Source organism: Streptomyces sp. NPDC044719 (genome assembly GCF_056433405.1).
Window position 1 is genome coordinate 736,618 of the sequence record NZ_JBWKHE010000001.1, and the last position, 18,053, is coordinate 754,670.

The 18,053-nt window shown below is 71.6% G+C and carries 18 protein-coding genes; 12 read left to right on the forward strand and 6 right to left on the reverse strand.

Translation table 11 applies throughout. The features are described from left to right. Window positions 1-65: 65 nt before the first annotated feature. On the reverse strand, window positions 66-815 hold the full coding sequence (gene arsM, locus AC07DF_RS03510) for an arsenite methyltransferase (protein WP_478966501.1): 750 nt from the start codon (window positions 813-815) through the stop codon (window positions 66-68). Window positions 816-896: 81 nt separating this feature from the next. Here arsM and AC07DF_RS03515 point away from each other — a divergent pair, with 81 nt between their 5' ends. Both AC07DF_RS03515 and AC07DF_RS03520 read left to right on the forward strand, forming a co-directional pair. Beyond that, entirely contained in the window at window positions 897-1,298 is a 402-nt protein-coding gene (locus AC07DF_RS03515) for an ArsR/SmtB family transcription factor (RefSeq protein ID WP_478966503.1), read from the forward strand. Continuing rightward, window positions 1,295-1,651, forward strand: a complete 357-nt coding sequence (locus AC07DF_RS03520; protein WP_478966505.1) for an arsenate reductase/protein-tyrosine-phosphatase family protein — start codon at window positions 1,295-1,297, stop codon at window positions 1,649-1,651. The genes AC07DF_RS03515 and AC07DF_RS03520 overlap by 4 nt, the downstream gene beginning before the upstream one ends. A 65-nt stretch (window positions 1,652-1,716) precedes the next feature. Here the strand turns inward: AC07DF_RS03520 and AC07DF_RS03525 are convergent, their stop codons facing one another. Next, window positions 1,717-3,297 carry a S8 family peptidase gene (locus AC07DF_RS03525; RefSeq protein ID WP_478966507.1) on the reverse strand — a complete coding sequence of 527 codons (1,581 nt, stop codon included), beginning with the start codon at window positions 3,295-3,297 and terminating at the stop codon, window positions 1,717-1,719. A 225-nt stretch (window positions 3,298-3,522) separates the two neighbouring features. Beyond that, the gene (locus AC07DF_RS03530; RefSeq protein ID WP_478966509.1) at window positions 3,523-4,353 is read right to left on the reverse strand and encodes an oxidoreductase; all 831 of its coding nucleotides are present in this window, start codon (window positions 4,351-4,353) and stop codon (window positions 3,523-3,525) included. 82 nt (window positions 4,354-4,435) lie between these two features. On the opposite strand from AC07DF_RS03530, the gene AC07DF_RS03535 reads away from it, so the two are divergent. Next, a complete protein-coding gene (locus AC07DF_RS03535) occupies window positions 4,436-5,341 on the forward strand; it encodes a LysR family transcriptional regulator (protein ID WP_478966511.1) in 906 nt (301 codons plus the stop codon). Between the two features lie 103 nt (window positions 5,342-5,444). Here AC07DF_RS03535 and AC07DF_RS03540 read toward each other — a convergent pair whose 3' ends face one another. After that, window positions 5,445-5,669 carry a DUF2283 domain-containing protein gene (locus AC07DF_RS03540; protein ID WP_478966513.1) on the reverse strand — a complete coding sequence of 75 codons (225 nt, stop codon included), beginning with the start codon at window positions 5,667-5,669 and terminating at the stop codon, window positions 5,445-5,447. A 351-nt stretch (window positions 5,670-6,020) separates the two neighbouring features. Here AC07DF_RS03540 and AC07DF_RS03545 point away from each other — a divergent pair, with 351 nt between their 5' ends. The 9 genes from AC07DF_RS03545 (at window position 6,021) to AC07DF_RS03585 (ending at window position 15,357) form a co-directional block, all read left to right on the forward strand. Next, a complete protein-coding gene (locus AC07DF_RS03545) occupies window positions 6,021-7,139 on the forward strand; it encodes a DUF4190 domain-containing protein (RefSeq protein ID WP_478966515.1) in 1,119 nt (372 codons plus the stop codon). Window positions 7,140-7,286: 147 nt separating this feature from the next. Next, complete coding sequence (locus AC07DF_RS03550) at window positions 7,287-8,039, forward strand: GntR family transcriptional regulator (RefSeq protein ID WP_478966517.1); 753 nt, start codon at window positions 7,287-7,289, stop codon at window positions 8,037-8,039. Window positions 8,040-8,380: 341 nt separating this feature from the next. Next, window positions 8,381-8,575, forward strand: a complete 195-nt coding sequence (locus AC07DF_RS03555) for an SPOR domain-containing protein (protein ID WP_382490312.1) — start codon at window positions 8,381-8,383, stop codon at window positions 8,573-8,575. 88 nt (window positions 8,576-8,663) lie between these two features. Continuing rightward, window positions 8,664-9,116, forward strand: a complete 453-nt coding sequence (locus AC07DF_RS03560; protein ID WP_478966519.1) for a (deoxy)nucleoside triphosphate pyrophosphohydrolase — start codon at window positions 8,664-8,666, stop codon at window positions 9,114-9,116. Between the two features lie 124 nt (window positions 9,117-9,240). Further along, window positions 9,241-9,684, forward strand: a complete 444-nt coding sequence (locus tag AC07DF_RS03565) for an ATP-binding protein (protein WP_478966521.1) — start codon at window positions 9,241-9,243, stop codon at window positions 9,682-9,684. Window positions 9,685-9,936: 252 nt separating this feature from the next. Then, window positions 9,937-12,573, forward strand: coding sequence for a SpoIIE family protein phosphatase (locus AC07DF_RS03570; RefSeq protein WP_478966523.1), 2,637 nt, complete (start codon window positions 9,937-9,939; stop codon window positions 12,571-12,573). A 31-nt stretch (window positions 12,574-12,604) separates the two neighbouring features. Continuing rightward, window positions 12,605-13,183, forward strand: a complete 579-nt coding sequence (locus tag AC07DF_RS03575) for a GNAT family N-acetyltransferase (protein WP_478966525.1) — start codon at window positions 12,605-12,607, stop codon at window positions 13,181-13,183. A 69-nt stretch (window positions 13,184-13,252) separates the two neighbouring features. After that, the gene (locus tag AC07DF_RS03580; RefSeq protein WP_478966527.1) at window positions 13,253-14,365 is read left to right on the forward strand and encodes a glycoside hydrolase family 18 protein; all 1,113 of its coding nucleotides are present in this window, start codon (window positions 13,253-13,255) and stop codon (window positions 14,363-14,365) included. Further along, window positions 14,362-15,357 carry a phosphotransferase gene (locus AC07DF_RS03585; RefSeq protein WP_478966528.1) on the forward strand — a complete coding sequence of 332 codons (996 nt, stop codon included), beginning with the start codon at window positions 14,362-14,364 and terminating at the stop codon, window positions 15,355-15,357. Before AC07DF_RS03580 ends, AC07DF_RS03585 begins: the two co-directional genes overlap by 4 nt. On the opposite strand, the gene AC07DF_RS03590 is transcribed toward AC07DF_RS03585, so the two are convergent. After that, a complete protein-coding gene (locus AC07DF_RS03590; protein ID WP_478966530.1) occupies window positions 15,332-16,108 on the reverse strand; it encodes a succinate dehydrogenase/fumarate reductase iron-sulfur subunit in 777 nt (258 codons plus the stop codon). The two genes, AC07DF_RS03585 and AC07DF_RS03590, sit on opposite strands and share 26 nt — an antisense overlap. After that, on the reverse strand, window positions 16,105-18,042 hold the full coding sequence (locus AC07DF_RS03595) for a fumarate reductase/succinate dehydrogenase flavoprotein subunit (protein ID WP_478966532.1): 1,938 nt from the start codon (window positions 18,040-18,042) through the stop codon (window positions 16,105-16,107). Before AC07DF_RS03595 ends, AC07DF_RS03590 begins: the two co-directional genes overlap by 4 nt. Window positions 18,043-18,053: the final 11 nt, after the last annotated feature.

Genomic DNA, 18,053 nt, shown 5'->3' on the forward strand with positions numbered 1-18,053 from the left:
GGTCAGCACAGGCGGCATGGCCGGTCAGCACAGACCGCATGGCCGGTCCGCACGGCACCGGCCCGTCAGCGCGGCTTGGTCGCGCGGACGATCGCCGAGTGCATGCCGTCGGCCACCGCGTGGGTCGGGGTGATCTCCACGTCGGTGAAACCGGCGGCTTCCAGGCCCCGCCGGTACTCGGCGAAGGACAGCGCGCCGGCGACGCAGCCGGCGTAGTCACCGCGCTCGGCACGCTGGGCGGGGGCGAGGGCGTCGTCGGCGATGACATCGGAGACGCCGATCCGGCCGCCGGGCCTCAGCACGCGGAACGTCTCGGCGAACACGGCCGGCTTGTCGGTGGACAGGTTGATCACGCAGTTGGAGATGACCACGTCGATGGTGTTCGCGGGGAGTGGGACGGCCTCGATGGTGCCCTTGAGGAACTCGACGTTCGTCGCGCCCGCCTTCTCGGCGTTGGCCAGGGCGAGTTCGAGCATCTCGTCGGTCATGTCCAGTCCGTACGCCTTGCCGGTCGGGCCGACGCGGCGGGCGGAGAGCAGGACGTCGATGCCGCCGCCGGAGCCGAGGTCGAGCACGCGCTCGCCGGTGCGGAGTTCGGCCACGGCGGTGGGGTTGCCGCAGCCGAGGGAGGCGGCGACCGCTTCGGCGGGCAGGGCGTCGCGCTCGTCGGCGGCGTAGAGGGTGGAACCGAAGTTCTCGTCGACCTCGACCGGCTCGGGGCCGCAGCAGCCGGTGCCGCCCGCGGTCACCCGCACGGCTGCCTCGGCGTAGCGACGACGGACGGTTTCGCGCAGGTCGGTGGAGTGTTCGCTCATGACGGTCGCCTCCAAGCGGGCTGTATTGACGTTCGTTGATACAACCTTGCGCCTTGAATCGAAAAACGTCAACATAGAGGCATGTCGAAACAAGAGCTCGAGGTGATCGGGCAGGACGCCTCCTGCTGCGAGGGCCTGGCCACCGCGCCGCTGGACGAGGAACGGGCCCGGGAGCTGGCGAAGGTGTTCAAGGCGCTGGGCGACCCGGTGCGGCTGCGGCTGCTGTCGATGATCGCCTCGCGCGGGGAAGGCGGCGAGGTCTGCGTCTGCGAGCTGACCCCGGCCTTCGATCTGTCGCAGCCGACGATCTCCCACCACCTCAAGCTGCTCCGCCAGGCCGGTCTCATCGACTGCGAGCGCCGCGGAACGTGGGTGTACTACTGGGTGCTGCCCGGTGTCCTGGACCGGATCGCCGCGTTCCTGAGCGCGCCGGAGTCCGCCGCCGGGACGGCCGCCACGGTGGCCACCGGAGCCACCGCATGACCCCGCCCCTCGGCCGCCGTGTCGTCGCCGAAGCGCTCGGGACCGGGCTCCTGGTCGCCGTGGTCGTCGGGTCGGGGATCCAGGCCGTCGTGGAGGCGATGAACGAGGCCGGGATCGACATCTCCGCCGAGACCCCGAAGATCCTCACCCCCGAAGCGGTCCAGGCGTCCGACGTGGTCATCACCATGGGCTGCGGGGACACCTGCCCCGTCTTCCCCGGCAAGCGGTACCTGGACTGGCGGCTCGACGACCCGGCGGGACAGGGCGTCGACGCCGTCCGCCCGATCCGGGACGCCATCGAGCGGCGCGTGCGCGGCCTGCTCGCCGAGCTCGGCGTCCCGGCCGGGGCCTGACTCCCGGCCGAGGACGCCTGCGTACCGGACACGTCAGCGAACTGACGGCCCTTCGCACACGGGGATCAGAACTGGAGTGCCCAGGCGTCGATCCGCCCGGTGTCCAGGCGGGCGTTGTCGCTCACCCGGAGGGTCCACGTGCCGTTCGCCGCCTCGGCCGAGGCGTTCACGGAGTACGTGGTGTCGATGTTGTCCGCACTGCCGCCGGTGCCGTACCCCTTCAGGGTGTACGCCGTGCCGTCGGGGGCGATCAGCTGGACCTGGAGATCGCCGATGTACGTGTGGACGATGTGGACCTCGACGGCCAGGGCCGAGGGCGCGTTGCCGGAGACGCCGGAGACCGTCACCGGGGACTCGGCGGTGGCGTTGTCGGCGATGGGTTGGTCGGCGGTGTTCTCGAAGCGCGGTCCGGGCGGGGTGGTCGTACCGCCGCCGACGTACAGGAGGCGGTTGGGGGAGCCGCTGCCGGGGCTGGTGACGACACCGGTGGTGGCTGCGGACGTCAGCGCGGCGGAGACCTGCGCGGGAGTGGCCGTGGGGTTGTCGGCCAGATGCAGGGCGGCGGCTCCGGCGACGTGCGGGCTCGCCATCGACGTACCGGAGATGGTGTTGGTCGCCGAGTCGCTCGAGTTCCAGGCCGAGGTGATGGACGAGCCGGGCGCGAACAGGTCCAGCACCGTGCCGTAGTTGGAGTAGCTCGCCTTCGCGTCGCCCGACGTGGTGGCGCCGACCGTGACGGCCTCGGTGACCCGGGCCGGGGACCGGGTGGAGGCGTTGGTGGACTCGTTGCCCGCCGCGACCACGAAGGTGACCCCGGAGGTGACGGCGTTGCGTACGGCGGTGTCGATGGCCGTGTCGGCGGGGCCGCCGAGGGACATGTTGGCGACGGCCGGCTTGACCGCGTTCCGCGCGACCCAGTCGATGCCCGCGACGACCTGGGCGGTGGTGCCCTGTCCTGAGTTGTTCAGCACCCGGACACCGACGACCTTGGCCTGCTTGGCGACGCCGTAGGCGCTCCCGGCGACGGTGCCGGCGACGTGTGTGCCGTGACCGTGGCCGTCCTGGGCGGTGTTGTCGTTGTCGACGGCGTCGTAGCCGTAGGAGGCGCGTCCGCCGAAGTCGCTGTGGGTGATGCGGACGCCGGTGTCGATGACGTACGCCGTGACGCCCTGGCCCGCCGAGTCCGGGTAGGTGTACGAGTTGTTCAGCGGCAGGTTCTTCTGGTCGATGCGGTCCAGGCCCCAGGAGGGCGGGCTGGGCTGCGTCCCGGTGATGCGGTAGGTCCTGTCCTGGACGACGGAGGCGATGGCCGGGTCGGCGGCGAGACGTTTCGCCTCGGACTCGGACGCCTCGACGGCATAGCCGTTCAGGGCCTTGGTGTACGTCCGCTCGATCTCGGCGCCGTACTTGTGCGCCAGGGCGCGGCCCTCGGCGGAACCGGCCTTCTCGGTCTTCAGGGTGACGATGTAGCTGTCGGCGACGGCGTTCGCGGCGCCCTCGTACTGGACGTGTCCCTCGGCGGCGACCGGGGCCGCGCCGGCGGGGAGGGCGGAGACGAGGCTCGCGACGAGCGCCGCGGTGGCCGTCGCGCCGAGCGCGGCCAGTCTTCGCCGGGTGGATCCGTGGGGAGTACGCATCACTGCCATCTGAGGGGTCCTCCTCGATCGGTGGTGCGCTGTGGGGTGTGGTGCACGCCCGTCGAAGCCACCCTGGAGTCATGGTCATGTCAACCCGAGGACGACTCCTGTGCGTCAGCCGAAAGATTGAGGCCTCCACAGGAATTGCACAAGGGCCCTGCACGGACATGCAGGGCCCTTGTGATGTGTCGTCAGATATGCCGTCGGATATGCGTCAGTTCGCCGGACGGGCCGTCAGTCGTCGAATCCCGTGTCCCGGGTGCGCTTCTCCCAGGCCACGACCTCGTCCCGCACCTGGTCGAGATGGCCGAGGACCGCGCTGACGCCGTCGTCGCCGAGGGGCAGGCGCAGCGGGGCCGGATCGGCGTCCAGGGCGGCCAGGATGAGGGCGGCGGCCTTGGCCGGGTCGCCGGGCTGGACGCCGTCACCGCCGGCGACGGCCCCACGGGTCTCGCTGACCTTGCCGTACACCCCGGTGTCCGCGCTGACTCCGGCCCGCCCGGTCTCGAACAGACTCGTGCGGAAGGCGCCCGGCTCGACGATCAGCACCTTGATGCCGAAGTCCGCGACCTCGTCCGCGAGTCCCTCGGACATGCCCTCCAGGGCGAACTTCGTCGCGCTGTACGCCGAGAAGCCGGCGAAGGAAAGCTGCCCGCCCATGCTGCTCATCTGCACGATCGCGCCCGAGCGCCGCTCCCGCATGTACGGCAGCACGGCCCTGCTGAGGGCGGCCGGGCCGAAGACATGCACGTCGAACAGCGCCCGCAGCTCCTCCTCGGTGGTCTCCTCGAAGGCCCCGACATGCGTCCGGCCCGCGTTGTTGACCAGGACGTCGATCCGCCCGTGCCGCGCCACGATGTCCCGTACGGCGGCCTCGGCGGCGCCGGTGTCGGCGACGTCCAGGCGCAGCGCCTCCACCCGGTCGGGGTGGGCGGCGACCAGGTCGTCCAGCGCCTCGGGGCGCCGGGCCGCGCCGACCACCACATCGCCCGCCGCGAGGGCCGCCTCGGCGATCGCCCGCCCGAAGCCGCTGCTCGCACCCGTGATCAGCCACACCTTGTTCATGCCAGCTCCCCGTCTCGTGTCGTCACTCCCTTCACCCTCTCGCCGGGCCCGCCCGCCCGTCCAAGACTTAAGGTGATAACCAATGGTTATGGACGTCCATGTACGGGACCTGCGCTACTTCGTGGCCGTGGCCGAGGAACTGCACTTCACCCGCGCCGCCGCGCGCCTCTACGTGTCCCAGCCGGCCCTGAGCAAGCAGGTCCGGGCCCTGGAGCGGCAGTTGGGCGTCGAGCTGTTCCGGCGCGACCGGCACGGCGTGGCCCTCACCGAGGCGGGTACGGCACTGCTGCCGCACGCCCGGCGGGTGCTTGCGGACTGGGAGGAGGGAGCGGCCGCGGTGGAGTCGGCCCGGGTGGCGCAGCGCAGCACGCTGGTGGTGGGTATGAGCACCAGCCCGGTCCGCGGCGGCCTGCTGCCCGCGATCCGCTCCCGCTTCACGGCGGCGCACCCGGAGGCCGTCGTACGGCTCCGGCAGGTCAACTGGGAGGACCCCACCGCGGGCCTCGCCGACGGTGCCGCGGACGTCGCCTTCGTCTGGCTGCCGCTGCCCGGCCAGGACCGCTTCGCATGGACGGTCGTCGCCGAGGAGCCGCTGCTGGTCGCCCTGCCGGAGACGCATCCCCTCGCCGGCCGTGCCGAGATCGACTTCGCGGACCTGCTCGACGAGCCCTTCCTCGCGCTGCCCGAGAGCACGGGGCCGCTGCGCGACTTCTGGCTCGCCCTGGACGCGCGTGACGGCCGGCCGCCCAGGATCGGCGCGGAGATCGCCGGCACGGAGGAGACGTACGAGGCTCTAGCCGCCGGCCTCGGCGTGTGCCTGGTGGCCGAGGGCAACGTCCCCCTGCTCACCCTGGGCGGCGTGACGGCCCGCCCGGTGCGCGGTGTCACCCCCAGCCGCTACGTCCTGGCCTGGCGCCGCAAGGACGGACGACGGCCGCTGGTACGGGCGTACGCGGAGGCCTGCCGACGGGTGACGGAGAAGCCGTAGCAACGACCCTGACCGCCTGTGCCGGCCTTCCGGCCTAACCGTCCGCGCAACCGTCCGCGACGGCCCCGGCCTTGGCCGCCCCCCCCGCGACGGTCCCGGCCCGTCAGTCGGACGAGGAGTACTGCTCCAGTACCTCGGCCGGCAACGCACCGCCCGCCCCGATGACCTCGATGCCGAGGAGCCGGCCCGACGCGTCCACGTCGAGGAAGACCTCGGCATCCGCCCCGACCCCGGCGACGGGGATCTGCCGGACGGCGGCGCCGTCCGCGATGTGCTCGGCGAGAGAGACATACGCGGTGTCGTTCTCGCGGTCGTACTCGATGTGCATGGTTCGCCTCTCGGGAACGGGCTCAGTTGCGGCCGACGGACGCGACGTTCCCGGCCTTGTGTGCCGGTCTTCACCGTACGCGCGGCCATCTCCTGGCTGATGCCGCGCCGGGCCATGCGCTGGGCCGCGTGCTTGGAGATGCCCTTGACGCCCTGGGTGAGCAGCAGCCGCCCGTCCCGGAGAAGCCCGAGCCGCTCACCGGGGCAGCCAGGTCGGCCCGGCGACCTGAACGCCGCCGCCCTGAAGCCCGTTGAGCTGAACGCGGCCGCCATACCCCGCCGCACCCGCTTACGATGCGCGCAGCCGTACGACAGACCCCCGCCCACCGCCTCAGCCAGGAGCGCCGTACCCGTGTCGATACCTCCGCCCCCTGGGAATCCGCAGCCCCAGGACCCGTACGGCCGGCCGCCTGCCAACTGGCCCCAGGCGCACCGTCCCTACGGCACTCCGGTCTCCGTCAACGCGCTCGCCGTGGCCGCTCTCGTGCTCGGTGTGCTCTGCTTCCTGCCCGTGGCGGGGCTCGTCCTGGGGCTGGTCGCGCTGTGGCAGATCCGGCGCTCCGGGCAGAGCGGGCGGGGCATGGCGATCGCCGGGGTGGTGCTGTCATCCGTCGGAGCCGTGCTGTGGGGGGTGGTGCTGGCCACGGGCACCGCGTCCGAGGTCTGGGCGAAGTTCGAGGACGGCGCGCAGGGCAACGAGAGCCTGTCGCTGCGCACGGGCGACTGCTTCGACGCGCCCGACGGTCTGGAGGGCGACACCTACGACGTCGACCCGGTCTCCTGCGAAGTCGGGCACGACGGTGAGGTGTTCGGGGTCGTCACGCTGCCGGGCGGCGCCTTCCCGGGCGACGGCAAGGTCACCGACCTCGCCGACGAGAGGTGCTACGCGCTCCAGAGCCAGTACGCCATGGACTCCTGGGCGATGCCGGCCGACGTCGACGTGTACTACCTCATGCCGTCCCGGGAGACCTGGCGCTACGGCGACCGCGCGATCATCTGCGTCTTCGGCAGCACCGACGCGAAGACCCGGCTGACCGGCTCCCTGCGCGACGATCCCACCACGCTCGACACCGACCAGGTCGTCTTCCTGTCCACGGCCAACGCCGTCGACGCGGCGCTGTACGAGGAGCCGGAGAAGTCCCCCGAGGACGATCTCGCCGGAAGCCGGGCCTGGGCCACGCAGGTGCACGACGTGCTCGGCGAACAGATCGAGGCCCTGCGCGGCCACTCCTGGCCGTCGGCTGCCCGGAAGCCCGTCGCCGACCTGGTCGAGGAGATGGAGGGCGCCCGCGAGGAGTGGTCGAAGGCGAGCGAGGCCGGTGACGTGGACACCTACTTCGCGCACTACGAGAAGGCGTACGCGTACGTCGACGGCCCGGAGATCGTCACCGCGCGCAAGGCCCTCGGGCTGGCCACCACCCCGCCGGCGTTCGACGACAGTGAGAGCGGCAACTCCGAAGCCGAGGTGTGACGGCGGCTATAGCGGGGAGAAAGTGCCTGCGTAAAGCCCTCAGGGCCACCATGTCATCACATCGAGTGATTCTCTGGCCTTTACTTGCACCGCACAACCTACGGTTGCCACGCTGTTGCTGTCTGTACAACCTGATGGGAGCGGCCAGTGACATTCGGTGAGCAGCCGGCGTATCTGCGCGTCGCGGGTGATCTCCGCCAGAAGATCGTCGAGGGTCAGCTGCCACCCCACACCCGTCTCCCCTCCCAGGCCAGAATTCGCCAGGAGTACGGAGTCTCGGACACCGTCGCCCTGGAGGCCCGCAAGGTGCTCATGGCGGAGGGGCTGGTCGAGGGCCGCTCCGGCTCGGGGACGTATGTGCGCGAGCGGCCCGTGCCCCGGCGTGTCTCCCGCTCCGGCTACCGCCCGCCCGGCGGGGCCACGCCGTTCCGCCAGGAGCAGGCCGACGGGGACGGGCGTGGCACCTGGGAGTCGAGCAGTGAGCAGTCCGAGGCGAGTGTCGCGGTCGCCGAGCGCCTGGACATCGAGCCGGGCGACCGGGTGATGTGCACGAAGTACCTCTTCCGCGAGGGCGGCGAGGCGATGATGCTCTCCACGTCCTGGGAGCCGCTCGCCGTGACGGGCCGTACGCCCGTGATGCTGCCGGAGGAGGGGCCGCTCGGCGGCATGGGCGTCGTCGAGCGCATGCGCGCGATCGAGGTGATCGTGGACAACGTCACCGAGGAGGTCGGCGCCCGTCCGGGGCTCGCCGAGGAACTGCTCGTCCTGGGTGGCGTCCCCGGTCATGTGGTCGTGGTCGTCCATCGCACGTTCTACGCCTCCGGCCGCCCGGTCGAGACGGCCGACGTGGTGATTCCGGCCGATCGGTACCGGGTCGCCTACCACCTTCCGGTCAAGTAGCGAACGCTCACATCCGTCCCGGGGCGCGCTCCTTGCGCGCCCCGCTCACACGATCACCGAGGCGGCCGTCGTCGAACGGGGCGGTCCGTATTCCCTGACCGGTCGTCGTCTTCGCAGGTCGACAGTGGTGTATGCGGTATGCCCGCGCTCGGGTGTCCCGAGGCACTCAGACGGCGCGTTCATTGGCGCGCGCCCCCTGCGTTCTGGCTGGTTGCGTACCTCTTTGTGAAAACCCGTATTCGCTCCGTGAAGGTTAGGCGTAGGCTCGGGCATATGCGCATTGCGGTTTCCTTAGCGGGTGGGGCACGGCACAGGCCGCGGGTGGGAAGTGGAGGGGCGCGATGAACGACAGCACGGTCACTCTTCCCTGGCTCGTGATACGAGAGGACGACAACGGCAACCGCTACCGGGTGGGCCGGTACGCGACCCGGTCCGAGGCTCAGAAGATCGCGGACAGCCTCGACGGCCGCGGTCACAAACAGCTGTACTGGGTCGAGCGGCTGGGGCAGAACGGGGCGGGCGTGACGCACGACTGACGCCCGGTGCCTGCGCTCGGTGCCTGCGCCCGATGCCTGCGCCCGGGGCCGGAGTCGCCGTCCGGCCGCGCTCCCGTAGGCTCCCGGCATGAGTGAGCGGATCGTCGTCGTGGGTGCCGCGCTGGTCGACGACGGGCGGTTGCTGGCGGCCCGGCGCAGTGCGCCCGTCGAGCTGGCCGGGCGCTGGGAGTTGCCCGGTGGCAAGGTCGAGCCCGGGGAGACGGCCGACGCGGCGCTGGTGCGGGAGCTGCGCGAGGAACTCGGCGTCGACGCCGAGGCCGGCGCGCGCGTCCCGGGGGAGTGGCCCCTGAAGTCGCCCTACGTCCTGCAGGTGTGGACCGCGCGGCTGCGACCCGGCTCCGCCGCCCCCGAGCCCCTCGAGGACCACGACGCGCTGCGCTGGCTCGGCCCGGGCGAGATCTGGGACGTGCACTGGCTCGACCAGGACGTCCCGGCCGTACGGCAGACCCTCGCGCACCTCGAAGCCGCCGAAGGCCTCACCACTTCAGGCCCGGGCGCGGAGGAAGTGCCCGGCGCTTGAGGCCATCCGGGGGCGTGCGGTGCCGGGCGGTCGCCGTACGGGCGCCCCCTGTGCCTTTCGTGCCACTGTGCGCTGCTCCGCACGGTACTCCGCCCCAGATACCGGGTATGTGCCCATTAACCCCATGAAACCGGACATGGGCGGGCCTCCTGTCTGGGAAGTGATCGGCGTGACCGACACCGAAGGTGACCGCGCCGAGTGGACCTTTCCCGCCGCACCCGGCGCCGTGCGCACCGCCCGCCAGGTCGTCCGCCGCCAACTCCGCGGCTGGAACCTCGACAGCCTGGCCGACCTCGCGGCGTTGCTGGTCAGCGAGTTGGTCACCAACGCCCTGCGACACGCCACAGGCCCCATCGGGGTCCGGCTGCTCCGCCCGTCCGACCTGGACGGCGTCCTGCGGGTCGAGGTCTCCGACCCGCTCCCGGACCCGCCCCGCGAACGCGCCGCCCGGCCCGAGGACGAGAGCGGCCGCGGACTGCAACTGGTGGCCTCCTCCTGCCGCCGCTGGGGCACCCGGCCCGGCGCCGCGGGCAAGACGGTGTGGTTCGAACTCACCGTGCCGGGGTGAAAAGTCGGTGTACGTACGCCCTGTCACTGTCGAGCGATTGGTTCAGGCCAGTGGCGGTTGTCGGTAGACGTGATTCGACGACGTGTCCGCTGGTTAGAAGACTGGAAGTGTTGTCACGGTCCGGACCGAAAACCATCGGGACCGTGCTGTGATCGTGAACACCGTGTTGTGCGGCACCGTAGTGCTGGATACTGCGGGCAGCCGCCCCCGGTGACCGGTGCCGGACGCGGTGAGCTGGAGGGGACGGTTCGCGTGAGCGAGATACCAGCGAAGGCCACGGAGTCCGAGGACCCGTCGGAGGGCGCGAGGGCCAGGGCCGCGGACGGCCTGGCCTCCGCGGTGGGAGGTGCGCTCGCGGCCGACGGGGTACAGCCCGGGGACGCCATGTGGCAGAGCAGTCCCCCGGGATCCATCTACGACTACATCAAGGTCGCGTCCTTCTCGATCGGCCCCGACGGGCTGGTCGACCAGTGGAGCCTGCGCGCCGAGCACCTCTTCGGCATCTCCGCGCGGCGCGCCGTCGGCATGGACCCCATCGAGGCGTTCATCGATCCCCGCCATCGCGAGCGGGGCATGCGCAAGATGGCCGAGATCCTCGACGGCCGCGAGTGGACCGGTGTGGTGCCCTTCCGGATGCCCAAGGACACCGAGGGCGAATGCGGTCATGAGGGGCTCGCCGAGGTGTACGTCATGCCGACGCGCACCGAGGAGGGCGAGAAGGCCGCCGTCTGCATCGTCGTCGACGTCCGCACCCTGCGCAGCATCGAGACCGACCTCGCCGCATCGCAGGCCATTTTCAGTCAATCCCCGTTCGGTTTCCTGCTGATCGACTCCGACCTGCGGGTCCGCCGCGTCAACCAGCGGTTCGCCTCCATCTTCGGCGGCGAGCCCGACGCCCACCGCGGCAAGGGAGTACACGACTACCTCCAGCGCGGCGAGGCCGAGCGGGTCGCCGCCACGCTGCGGCGGGTGCTGGAGACCGGCAGTTCCATCACCGACATGCACGTCACCGGATTCGTGCCGGGCTCCGACGAGCGCCGCCACTGGTCCGTCAACCTCTATCGCGTACACAGCGGTTCGGGCCGTCCCATCGGGATCGCCTGGCTCGGGATCGACATCACCGCCCGCCGGGCCGCGGCCCGCGAGGCCGCCGCCGCCCGGCGCAACCTGGCTCTGCTGAACGAGGCCGGCGCCCGCATCGGCAACTCCCTGGACCTGGAGACCACGGCCAGGCAGCTCCTCGACGTGGTCGTGCCCGGCTTCTGCGATCTGGCCACCGTCGACCTCTACCAGGGCCTGCTGGCCGGCGACGAGACCCCGCCCGGGCTCGCCGACGGCAGCGCCGAGCTGCGCCGGGTGGCGTTCGCCAGTGCCGTCTCCGACGAGCCCTTCGCCGGCAGCGGTGTGCCCGTCTCGGTCGGCGCCGTCCACCACTACCCGTTCAACTCGCCCTGCGCGGACGCCCTGCGCACGGCCCGCCCCCAGTTCGTCCCCGGCGAGGACGGGGGGCTCGTGCAGTCCACGCTGGCCGTGCCGATGGTCGCCCATGACACCGTCGTCGGGCTCGTGCAGTTCGCCCGTACGAAGGGCAGCGAGCCGTTCGGCGACCGGGACCGCGATCTCGCCGTGGAGCTGGCGGCGCGCGCGGCCGTCTGCATCGACAACGCCCGCCTCTACCGGCGCGAGCACGAGCGCGCGTTGATACTGCAACGGTCCCTGCTCCCGCCCGGCGACCCGGAGGCCTCCGGCCTCGACATCGCCTGCCGCTATCTGCCCGGCAACGCCAACACTGGCCGGCCCAGCGAGGTCGGCGGCGACTGGTTCGACGTCATCGAACTCCCCGGGCACCGCACCGCGCTCGTCGTCGGCGACGTCATGGGCCGCGGCCTGCGCGCCGCCGTCGCGATGGGCGAACTCCGCACGGCCGTCCGGACCCTGGCGCAGCTCGACCTCGAACCGGCCGAAGTGCTCTCCCAGTTGGACGAGATCGCGCGCGGCCTCGGCGCCCCCGGGGGTGTCCAGCAGGCGACGAGGGCGGCCCGCCGCCCCCGCGAGGCGGACCTCTCGGAGGTGTACCTCGCCACCTGTGTCTACGCCGTCTACGACTCCGTCACCCGGCGCTGCACCTTCGCCAACGCGGGCCATCTGCCGCCCGTCCTGGTGGAACCCGGCGAGTCCGCCCTGATGCTCGACGTGCCGCCGGGTATGCCGCTCGGGGTCGGCGGCGAGCCCTTCGAGGAGGTCGAGGTCGAACTCCCCGAGGGCGCTCTGCTCGCGCTCTACACGGATGGACTGGTCGAAAGCCGCGACCATCCCCTGGACGAGGGACTCCAGGCCTTCGTCAGCGCCCTCTCCGACCCCGCCCAGCCGCTGGAGGACGTCTGCGACCACGTCCTCAACACCCTCGACACCCACCACGGCGAGGACGACATCGCGTTGCTGATGGCACGTGTACAGGGTCTGCCGAACGAGTCCGTGGGCGACTGGACCCTGCCGCGCGAGCCGCGCAGTGTGGGCCGGGCCCGTGAGTACGCGCGTGCCCAGCTGATCAGCTGGGACATGGAAGCCCTCGTCGACACCACGGAGCTCCTGGTCAGCGAGCTGGTCACCAACGCCCTGCGCTACGGTGAGGGCGAGATCCGCCTCCGGCTGCTGCTCGACCGGACCCTGGTCTGTGAGGTCTGGGACTCCGGCCTGGTCCAGCCCCGCCGCCGCCGGGCCCGCGACACCGACGAGGGCGGCCGCGGCCTGCAGCTGGTCGGCCTGCTCAGCGCCGCGTGGGGCTCCCGGCGCACGCCCCGAGGCAAGACGGTCTGGTTCGAACTCCCCCTGCCCGGCGGCGAGACCCGCCTGACGGACCCGGCGGAGGCGCTGCTGAGCCTGTTCTGAGAACGGCCCGCCGCCACCGTACGCTCAGCCCATGCCGATACCCACCGCACGGCTCCGGGCGGACGCCACGCCGACGGCCCCCGCCCTGGTCCTGCGCCCCTGGACCCCCGGGGACGCCGCAGGACTGGCCGCGCTGGGCCATGACGAAGCCCTGCGCCGCTGGACGTCCTTCGCCGTCGACGACGCCACGGGCGCCGCGCGGTGGCTGCGCGAGCAGCAGCAGGGCTGGGAGCAGGGCCGCCGCTACGCGTTCGCCGTCGAGGAAGCCCAGCCCTCCGGCGCCGGCGGGCGGTTGGCCGGCCACGTGGTCCTCAAGGACATCGTCCCCGGCGCCGCGTCCGCCGAGGTCGGCTACTGGACGGCCGCGCACGCACGCGGCCGGGGCATCGCGCCGCGCGCCCTGCACGCCCTGACCGACTGGGCCTTCACCACCTTCGCCCACGACGGCCTGACCCGCCTCGAACTCCTGCACCAGGCGGACAACACGGCCTCCTGCCGCGTGGCGGAGAAGAGCCGCTACATACTCACGACCGTCCTTCCTCCGCATCCGCCCGCCCACCCCCGGGAGGGCCACGTGCACGTGCGGCACCGGCCCGGGGCGCCCAGCTGATCGCAACCGAACATCCGTATGGTTCGTCATCCCCAGCAACACCAACCGCACCACCGGGGGGACGACGGCATGGAACACACGGAGGACACGACCGCGAACGAAGCCGTGGCCGCCGAGGGCGAGGACTCCGAGGACTCCCCACCGGGGGCTCCCGAACCCGACAACGGACGAAGCCGGGGGCGTCGGCGCTGGGTCAGACGTACGGCGCTGTTCCTGCCCGTGGTCCTCCTGCTCCCGCTGCTGTCCGTACTGACGGCCCTCCGCATCAACTACATGGGCGACCCCGCGGACGGCACCCACACCAGAAACCGCGACGCCCTCTGGCTCGGACACGCCTGGGTCGACGGCCGCAAGAAGGACGCCGATGTCACCGCCCTGGCCCGTCGCCTGCGAGGCACCGGCATCCGCGACCTGTACGTCCACTCCGGCCCCCTGGAACACGACGGCACGCTTCCCGAGTCGGTCTATCCGAGGGCCCGCTGGTTCATCGACGCGGTACACGAGGAGATGCCCGGCATCCGCGTCCAGGCCTTCCTCGGCGACGTCCTCGCGTCCGAGGACGAGGACGGCATGCACCTGGAGGACCCGGGCACCCGCGCCGCCGTCGTCCGCTCCGCCCGTCAGGTCCTGGACACCGGTTACGAGGGCATCCACCTCGACCTGGAGCCCATGCCGTCCGGGGACCGCGACTACCTCTCTCTCCTCGACTCCCTGCGCCGTGAGACCCGGCCCCGGGACGCGCGACTCTCCGTCGCCGCCCACCAGATCGACCCGCTGCCGTCGCTCCACACCGTGTTCGGCCTGTTCACCGAGCACCCCAAGTGGTGGTCGCAGGAGTTCTTCGGCCAGGTCGCCCGCCGCGTCGACCAGATCGCCGTGATGTCGTACGACACCGCCCAGCCGCTGGAGGGCACCTACGGCGGCTATGTCGCCCAGCAGACCTCACTCGCCCTGGAGGTCACCCCGCCCTCCACCGACCTGTTGATGGGCCTGCCCTTCTACTGGGAGAGCAACTTCGACCACTGGGGCCACGCCGAGACCGTGCCGGCCGCGGTACGAGGTGTCCGGCTCGGCCTGTCCCGTACGGACGCCGACCGGGCCCGCTTCGGTGTCGCGCTGTACATCGATTTCGCCGCGACGGAGGAAAACTGGCGCTCCTACAAGGAAGACTGGGTGCGGTGACGGAGACACGACGCGAACTCACCCGTGCCGACCTCGTCCCCTTGGCCCGCGCCGCCCTGGGCGCGGGACGCACCCTCACCGGAGTGGAACGCCTGCGCGGCGGCTCCAAGAAGGGCGTCTACCGCCTCATCCTCGACGACGACTCCACGGCCGTCGCCTACGTCTGGTCCGCCGACGAGGACTACTGGGACGCCGGTCCCTCCGACCCCCGCGACCCCTTCTCCCACGGCACGGGCCTCGACCTGTTCACGGCTGCCCACGACCGGCTGGCCGCCGCCGGGGTCCGAACGCCCCGCCTCCGGTACGCCGACGCCACGCATACCCACCTCCCGGCGGACGCGGCGGTCGTCGAGGACCTGACCGGCGGCAGCCTGGAGGAGGCCCTGGTCCGCGACCCGCGGGCGGCGCCGGAGGCCATGGAGCGCATGGCGGCTCTGCTCGCCACCCTGCACTCCCGCACCGGACCCCGCCTCGGGAAGGTCGCCCTCGTCGACAGCGGCGGCTCCTCCCACAGCACCTCCTGCGAACAGCGGGTCACCGAGGGCGCCCTGCGCTGCATCGCCGAAGCGGCCCGGCGCGAGCCCCGCGCCGCCGCCGTACGCCGGGAGCTGGAGGACACCGTCCAGGCCCTGGCCGGCGAGGTCCGCCCCCGCGAGCGCCTCACCCTCATCCACGGCGAACTCGGGCCGGACCACGTCCTGCTCACGCCCGACGGGCAGCCGGCGCTCATCGACATCGAGGGCCTGATGTACTTCGACGTGGAGCAGGAACACGTCTTCCTCCGGCTCCGCTTCGGGCCCCACTACGACGCGCTGCGGGCCCCGGGTCTGGACGAGGCCCGCCTGCGTCTGTACCGCCTCTCGACGCACATCGGGCTCGTCTCGGGCCCGTTGACCCTCATCGAGGGGGACTTCCCGCACCCCGAGCGGATGCGGGAGATCGCCGAACACAACCTCCAGGAGGCGCTCAGCCTGCTGAGGTCCGCCTCCTGATCTTCGAGCCCAGCCACACCAGCGGGTCGTACTTGCGGTCCACCGCCCGTTCCTTCAGCGGGATCAGGGCGTTGTCCGTGATCTTGATGCCCTCGGGGCAGACCTCCGTGCAGCACTTGGTGATGTTGCAGTAACCCAGGCCGTGTTCCTCCTGGGCTGTGGTCTTGCGGTCCAGGCCCGTTTCGGCTGCCGCGTCCAGCGGGTGCATGTCCAGTTCCGCCACGCGCATCAGGAAGCGGGGACCCGCGAACGCCTGCTTGTTCTCCTCGTGGTCGCGGACCACATGGCAGGTGTCCTGGCACAGGAAGCACTCGATGCACTTGCGGAACTCCTGCGAGCGGTCGACGTCCTCCTGCATCATGCGGTACTCGCCGGGCGCGACCCCGGCCGGCGGAACGAAGGCCGGGACCTCCCTGGCCTTCGTGTAGTTGAAGCCGACGTCGGTGACCAGGTCGCGGACGACCGGGAACGCCCGCAGCGGCGTCACCGTGATCGTCTCCTCCCGGGTGAAGACCGACATGCGGGTCATGCACAGCAGCCGCGGCCGGCCGTTGATCTCCGCCGAGCAGGAACCGCACTTGCCCGCCTTGCAGTTCCAGCGCACGGCGAGATCGGGGGCCTGCGTGGCCTGCAGACGGTGGATGATGTCGAGGACCACCTCGCCTTCGTTCACCTCGACCTTGAAGTCCTCCAGGCCGCCGCCCCCGACATCGCCCCGCCACACCTTGAAGCGGGCCTCGTAGCCGCTCACTCGTACAGCTCCTCTTCGGCCAGGTACTTCACCAGCTCCTCCTTGTCGAACAGGGCGAGCAGGTCCGCACGGACGGGTTCGGTGGTCTCGCTGCTGAGGGTGATCTGGCCGCGGACCGGATCCGCCGCCAGCCCGCCCGTCGGGTCGGTGAGCGCGCACAGCAGGTTGATACGGCGCCACTTGCGGTCCATCCCCGGATGGTCCTCACGCGTGTGCCCGCCGCGCGACTCGGTGCGCTCCAGCGCGGCCCTCGCCACGCACTCGCTGACCAGCAGCATGTTCCTGAGGTCCAGGGCGAGGTGCCAGCCCGGATTGAACTGCCGGTGCCCCTCGACCCCGGCCCGGCGGGCGCGTACCCGCAGCTCGGCCAGCTTCTCCAGGGCCTGCTTCATCTCCGGCTCGCGGCGGATGATGCCGACCAGGTCGTTCATCGTCTGCTGGAGTTCCTGGTGCAGGGTGTACGGATTCTCCGGTGGGCCCCCGGCGGGCTCCTCGATCTCCGCCTCGGCCGAGAAGGGCCGCAGGGCCTCGGCGGCGGCGGAGTCGACCTGGACGTCGTCCACGACGGGCCGCGCCCCGGTGGTGCCCGCCGCGTACTCGGCCGCGTGCCAGCCCGCCCGTCGCCCGAACACCAGCAGGTCGGACAGCGAGTTGCCGCCGAGCCGGTTGGAGCCGTGCATCCCGCCGGCCACCTCACCGGCCGCGAACAGCCCCGGCACCCCGCGGGCCGCCGCCGTGTCGGACTCGACCGCGACCCCGCCCATCACGTAGTGACAGGTGGGCCCGACCTCCATCGCCTCCGCCGTGATGTCGACGTCCGCCAGCTCCTTGAACTGGTGGTACATCGACGGCAGCCGGCGCTTGATGACCTCGGCGGGCATCCGCGTCGACACGTCGAGGAACACGCCTCCGTGCGGCGAGCCGCGCCCCTCCTTCACCTCGGCGTTGATCGCCCGCGCGACCTCGTCGCGGGGGAGCAGCTCGGGGGGACGCCGGTTGTTGTCCGGGTCGTCGTACCAGCGGTCGCCCTCGTCCTCCGACTCGGCGTACTTTTCCTTGAAGACGTCGGGGATGTAGTCGAACATGAACCGCTTGCCGTCGGAGTTGCGCAGCACACCGCCGTCGCCGCGCACCGACTCGGTGACCAGGATGCCCTTCACCGACGGCGGCCAGACCATGCCGGTCGGGTGGAACTGCACGAACTCCATGTTCAGCAGGGGCGCGCCCGCGAGGAGGGCCAGCGCGTGGCCGTCGCCCGTGTACTCCCACGAGTTGGACGTCACCTTGAAGGACTTGCCGATACCGCCCGTCGCGATCACGACGGCGGGTGCCTCGAGGACGAAGAAACGGCCCGACTCGCGCTCGTAGGCGAAGACCCCCGAGACGCGACCGTCCGCTTTCAGCACGCGCGTGACCGTGCACTCCTGGAAGACCTTCAGCCGGGATTCGTAGTCGCCGGTCTCCTTGAAGTCCTCCTGCTGCAGCGCGACGATCTTCTGCTGGAGCGTGCGGATCAGCTCCAGGCCCGTGCGGTCGCCGACGTGGGCGAGGCGCGGGTACTCGTGGCCGCCGAAGTTGCGCTGGGAGATCCGGCCGTCCTTGGTGCGGTCGAACAGCGCCCCCCAGGTCTCCAGCTCCCACACCCGCTGCGGCGCCTCCTGCGCGTGCAGCTCGGCCATCCGCCACTGGTTGAGGAACTTGCCGCCGCGCATGGTGTCGCGGAAGTGGACCTGCCAGGTGTCGTTCTCGTTGGCGTTGGCCATCGCCGCGGCGATGCCGCCCTCGGCCATCACGGTGTGCGCCTTGCCGAACAGCGACTTGCAGATCACGGCCGTACGGGCGCCCCGCTCACGGGCCTCGATGGCGGCGCGCAGCCCGGCCCCGCCCGCGCCCACCACGACGACGTCCCACTCCTGCCGGTCGACCACGGACATCAGTACGCACC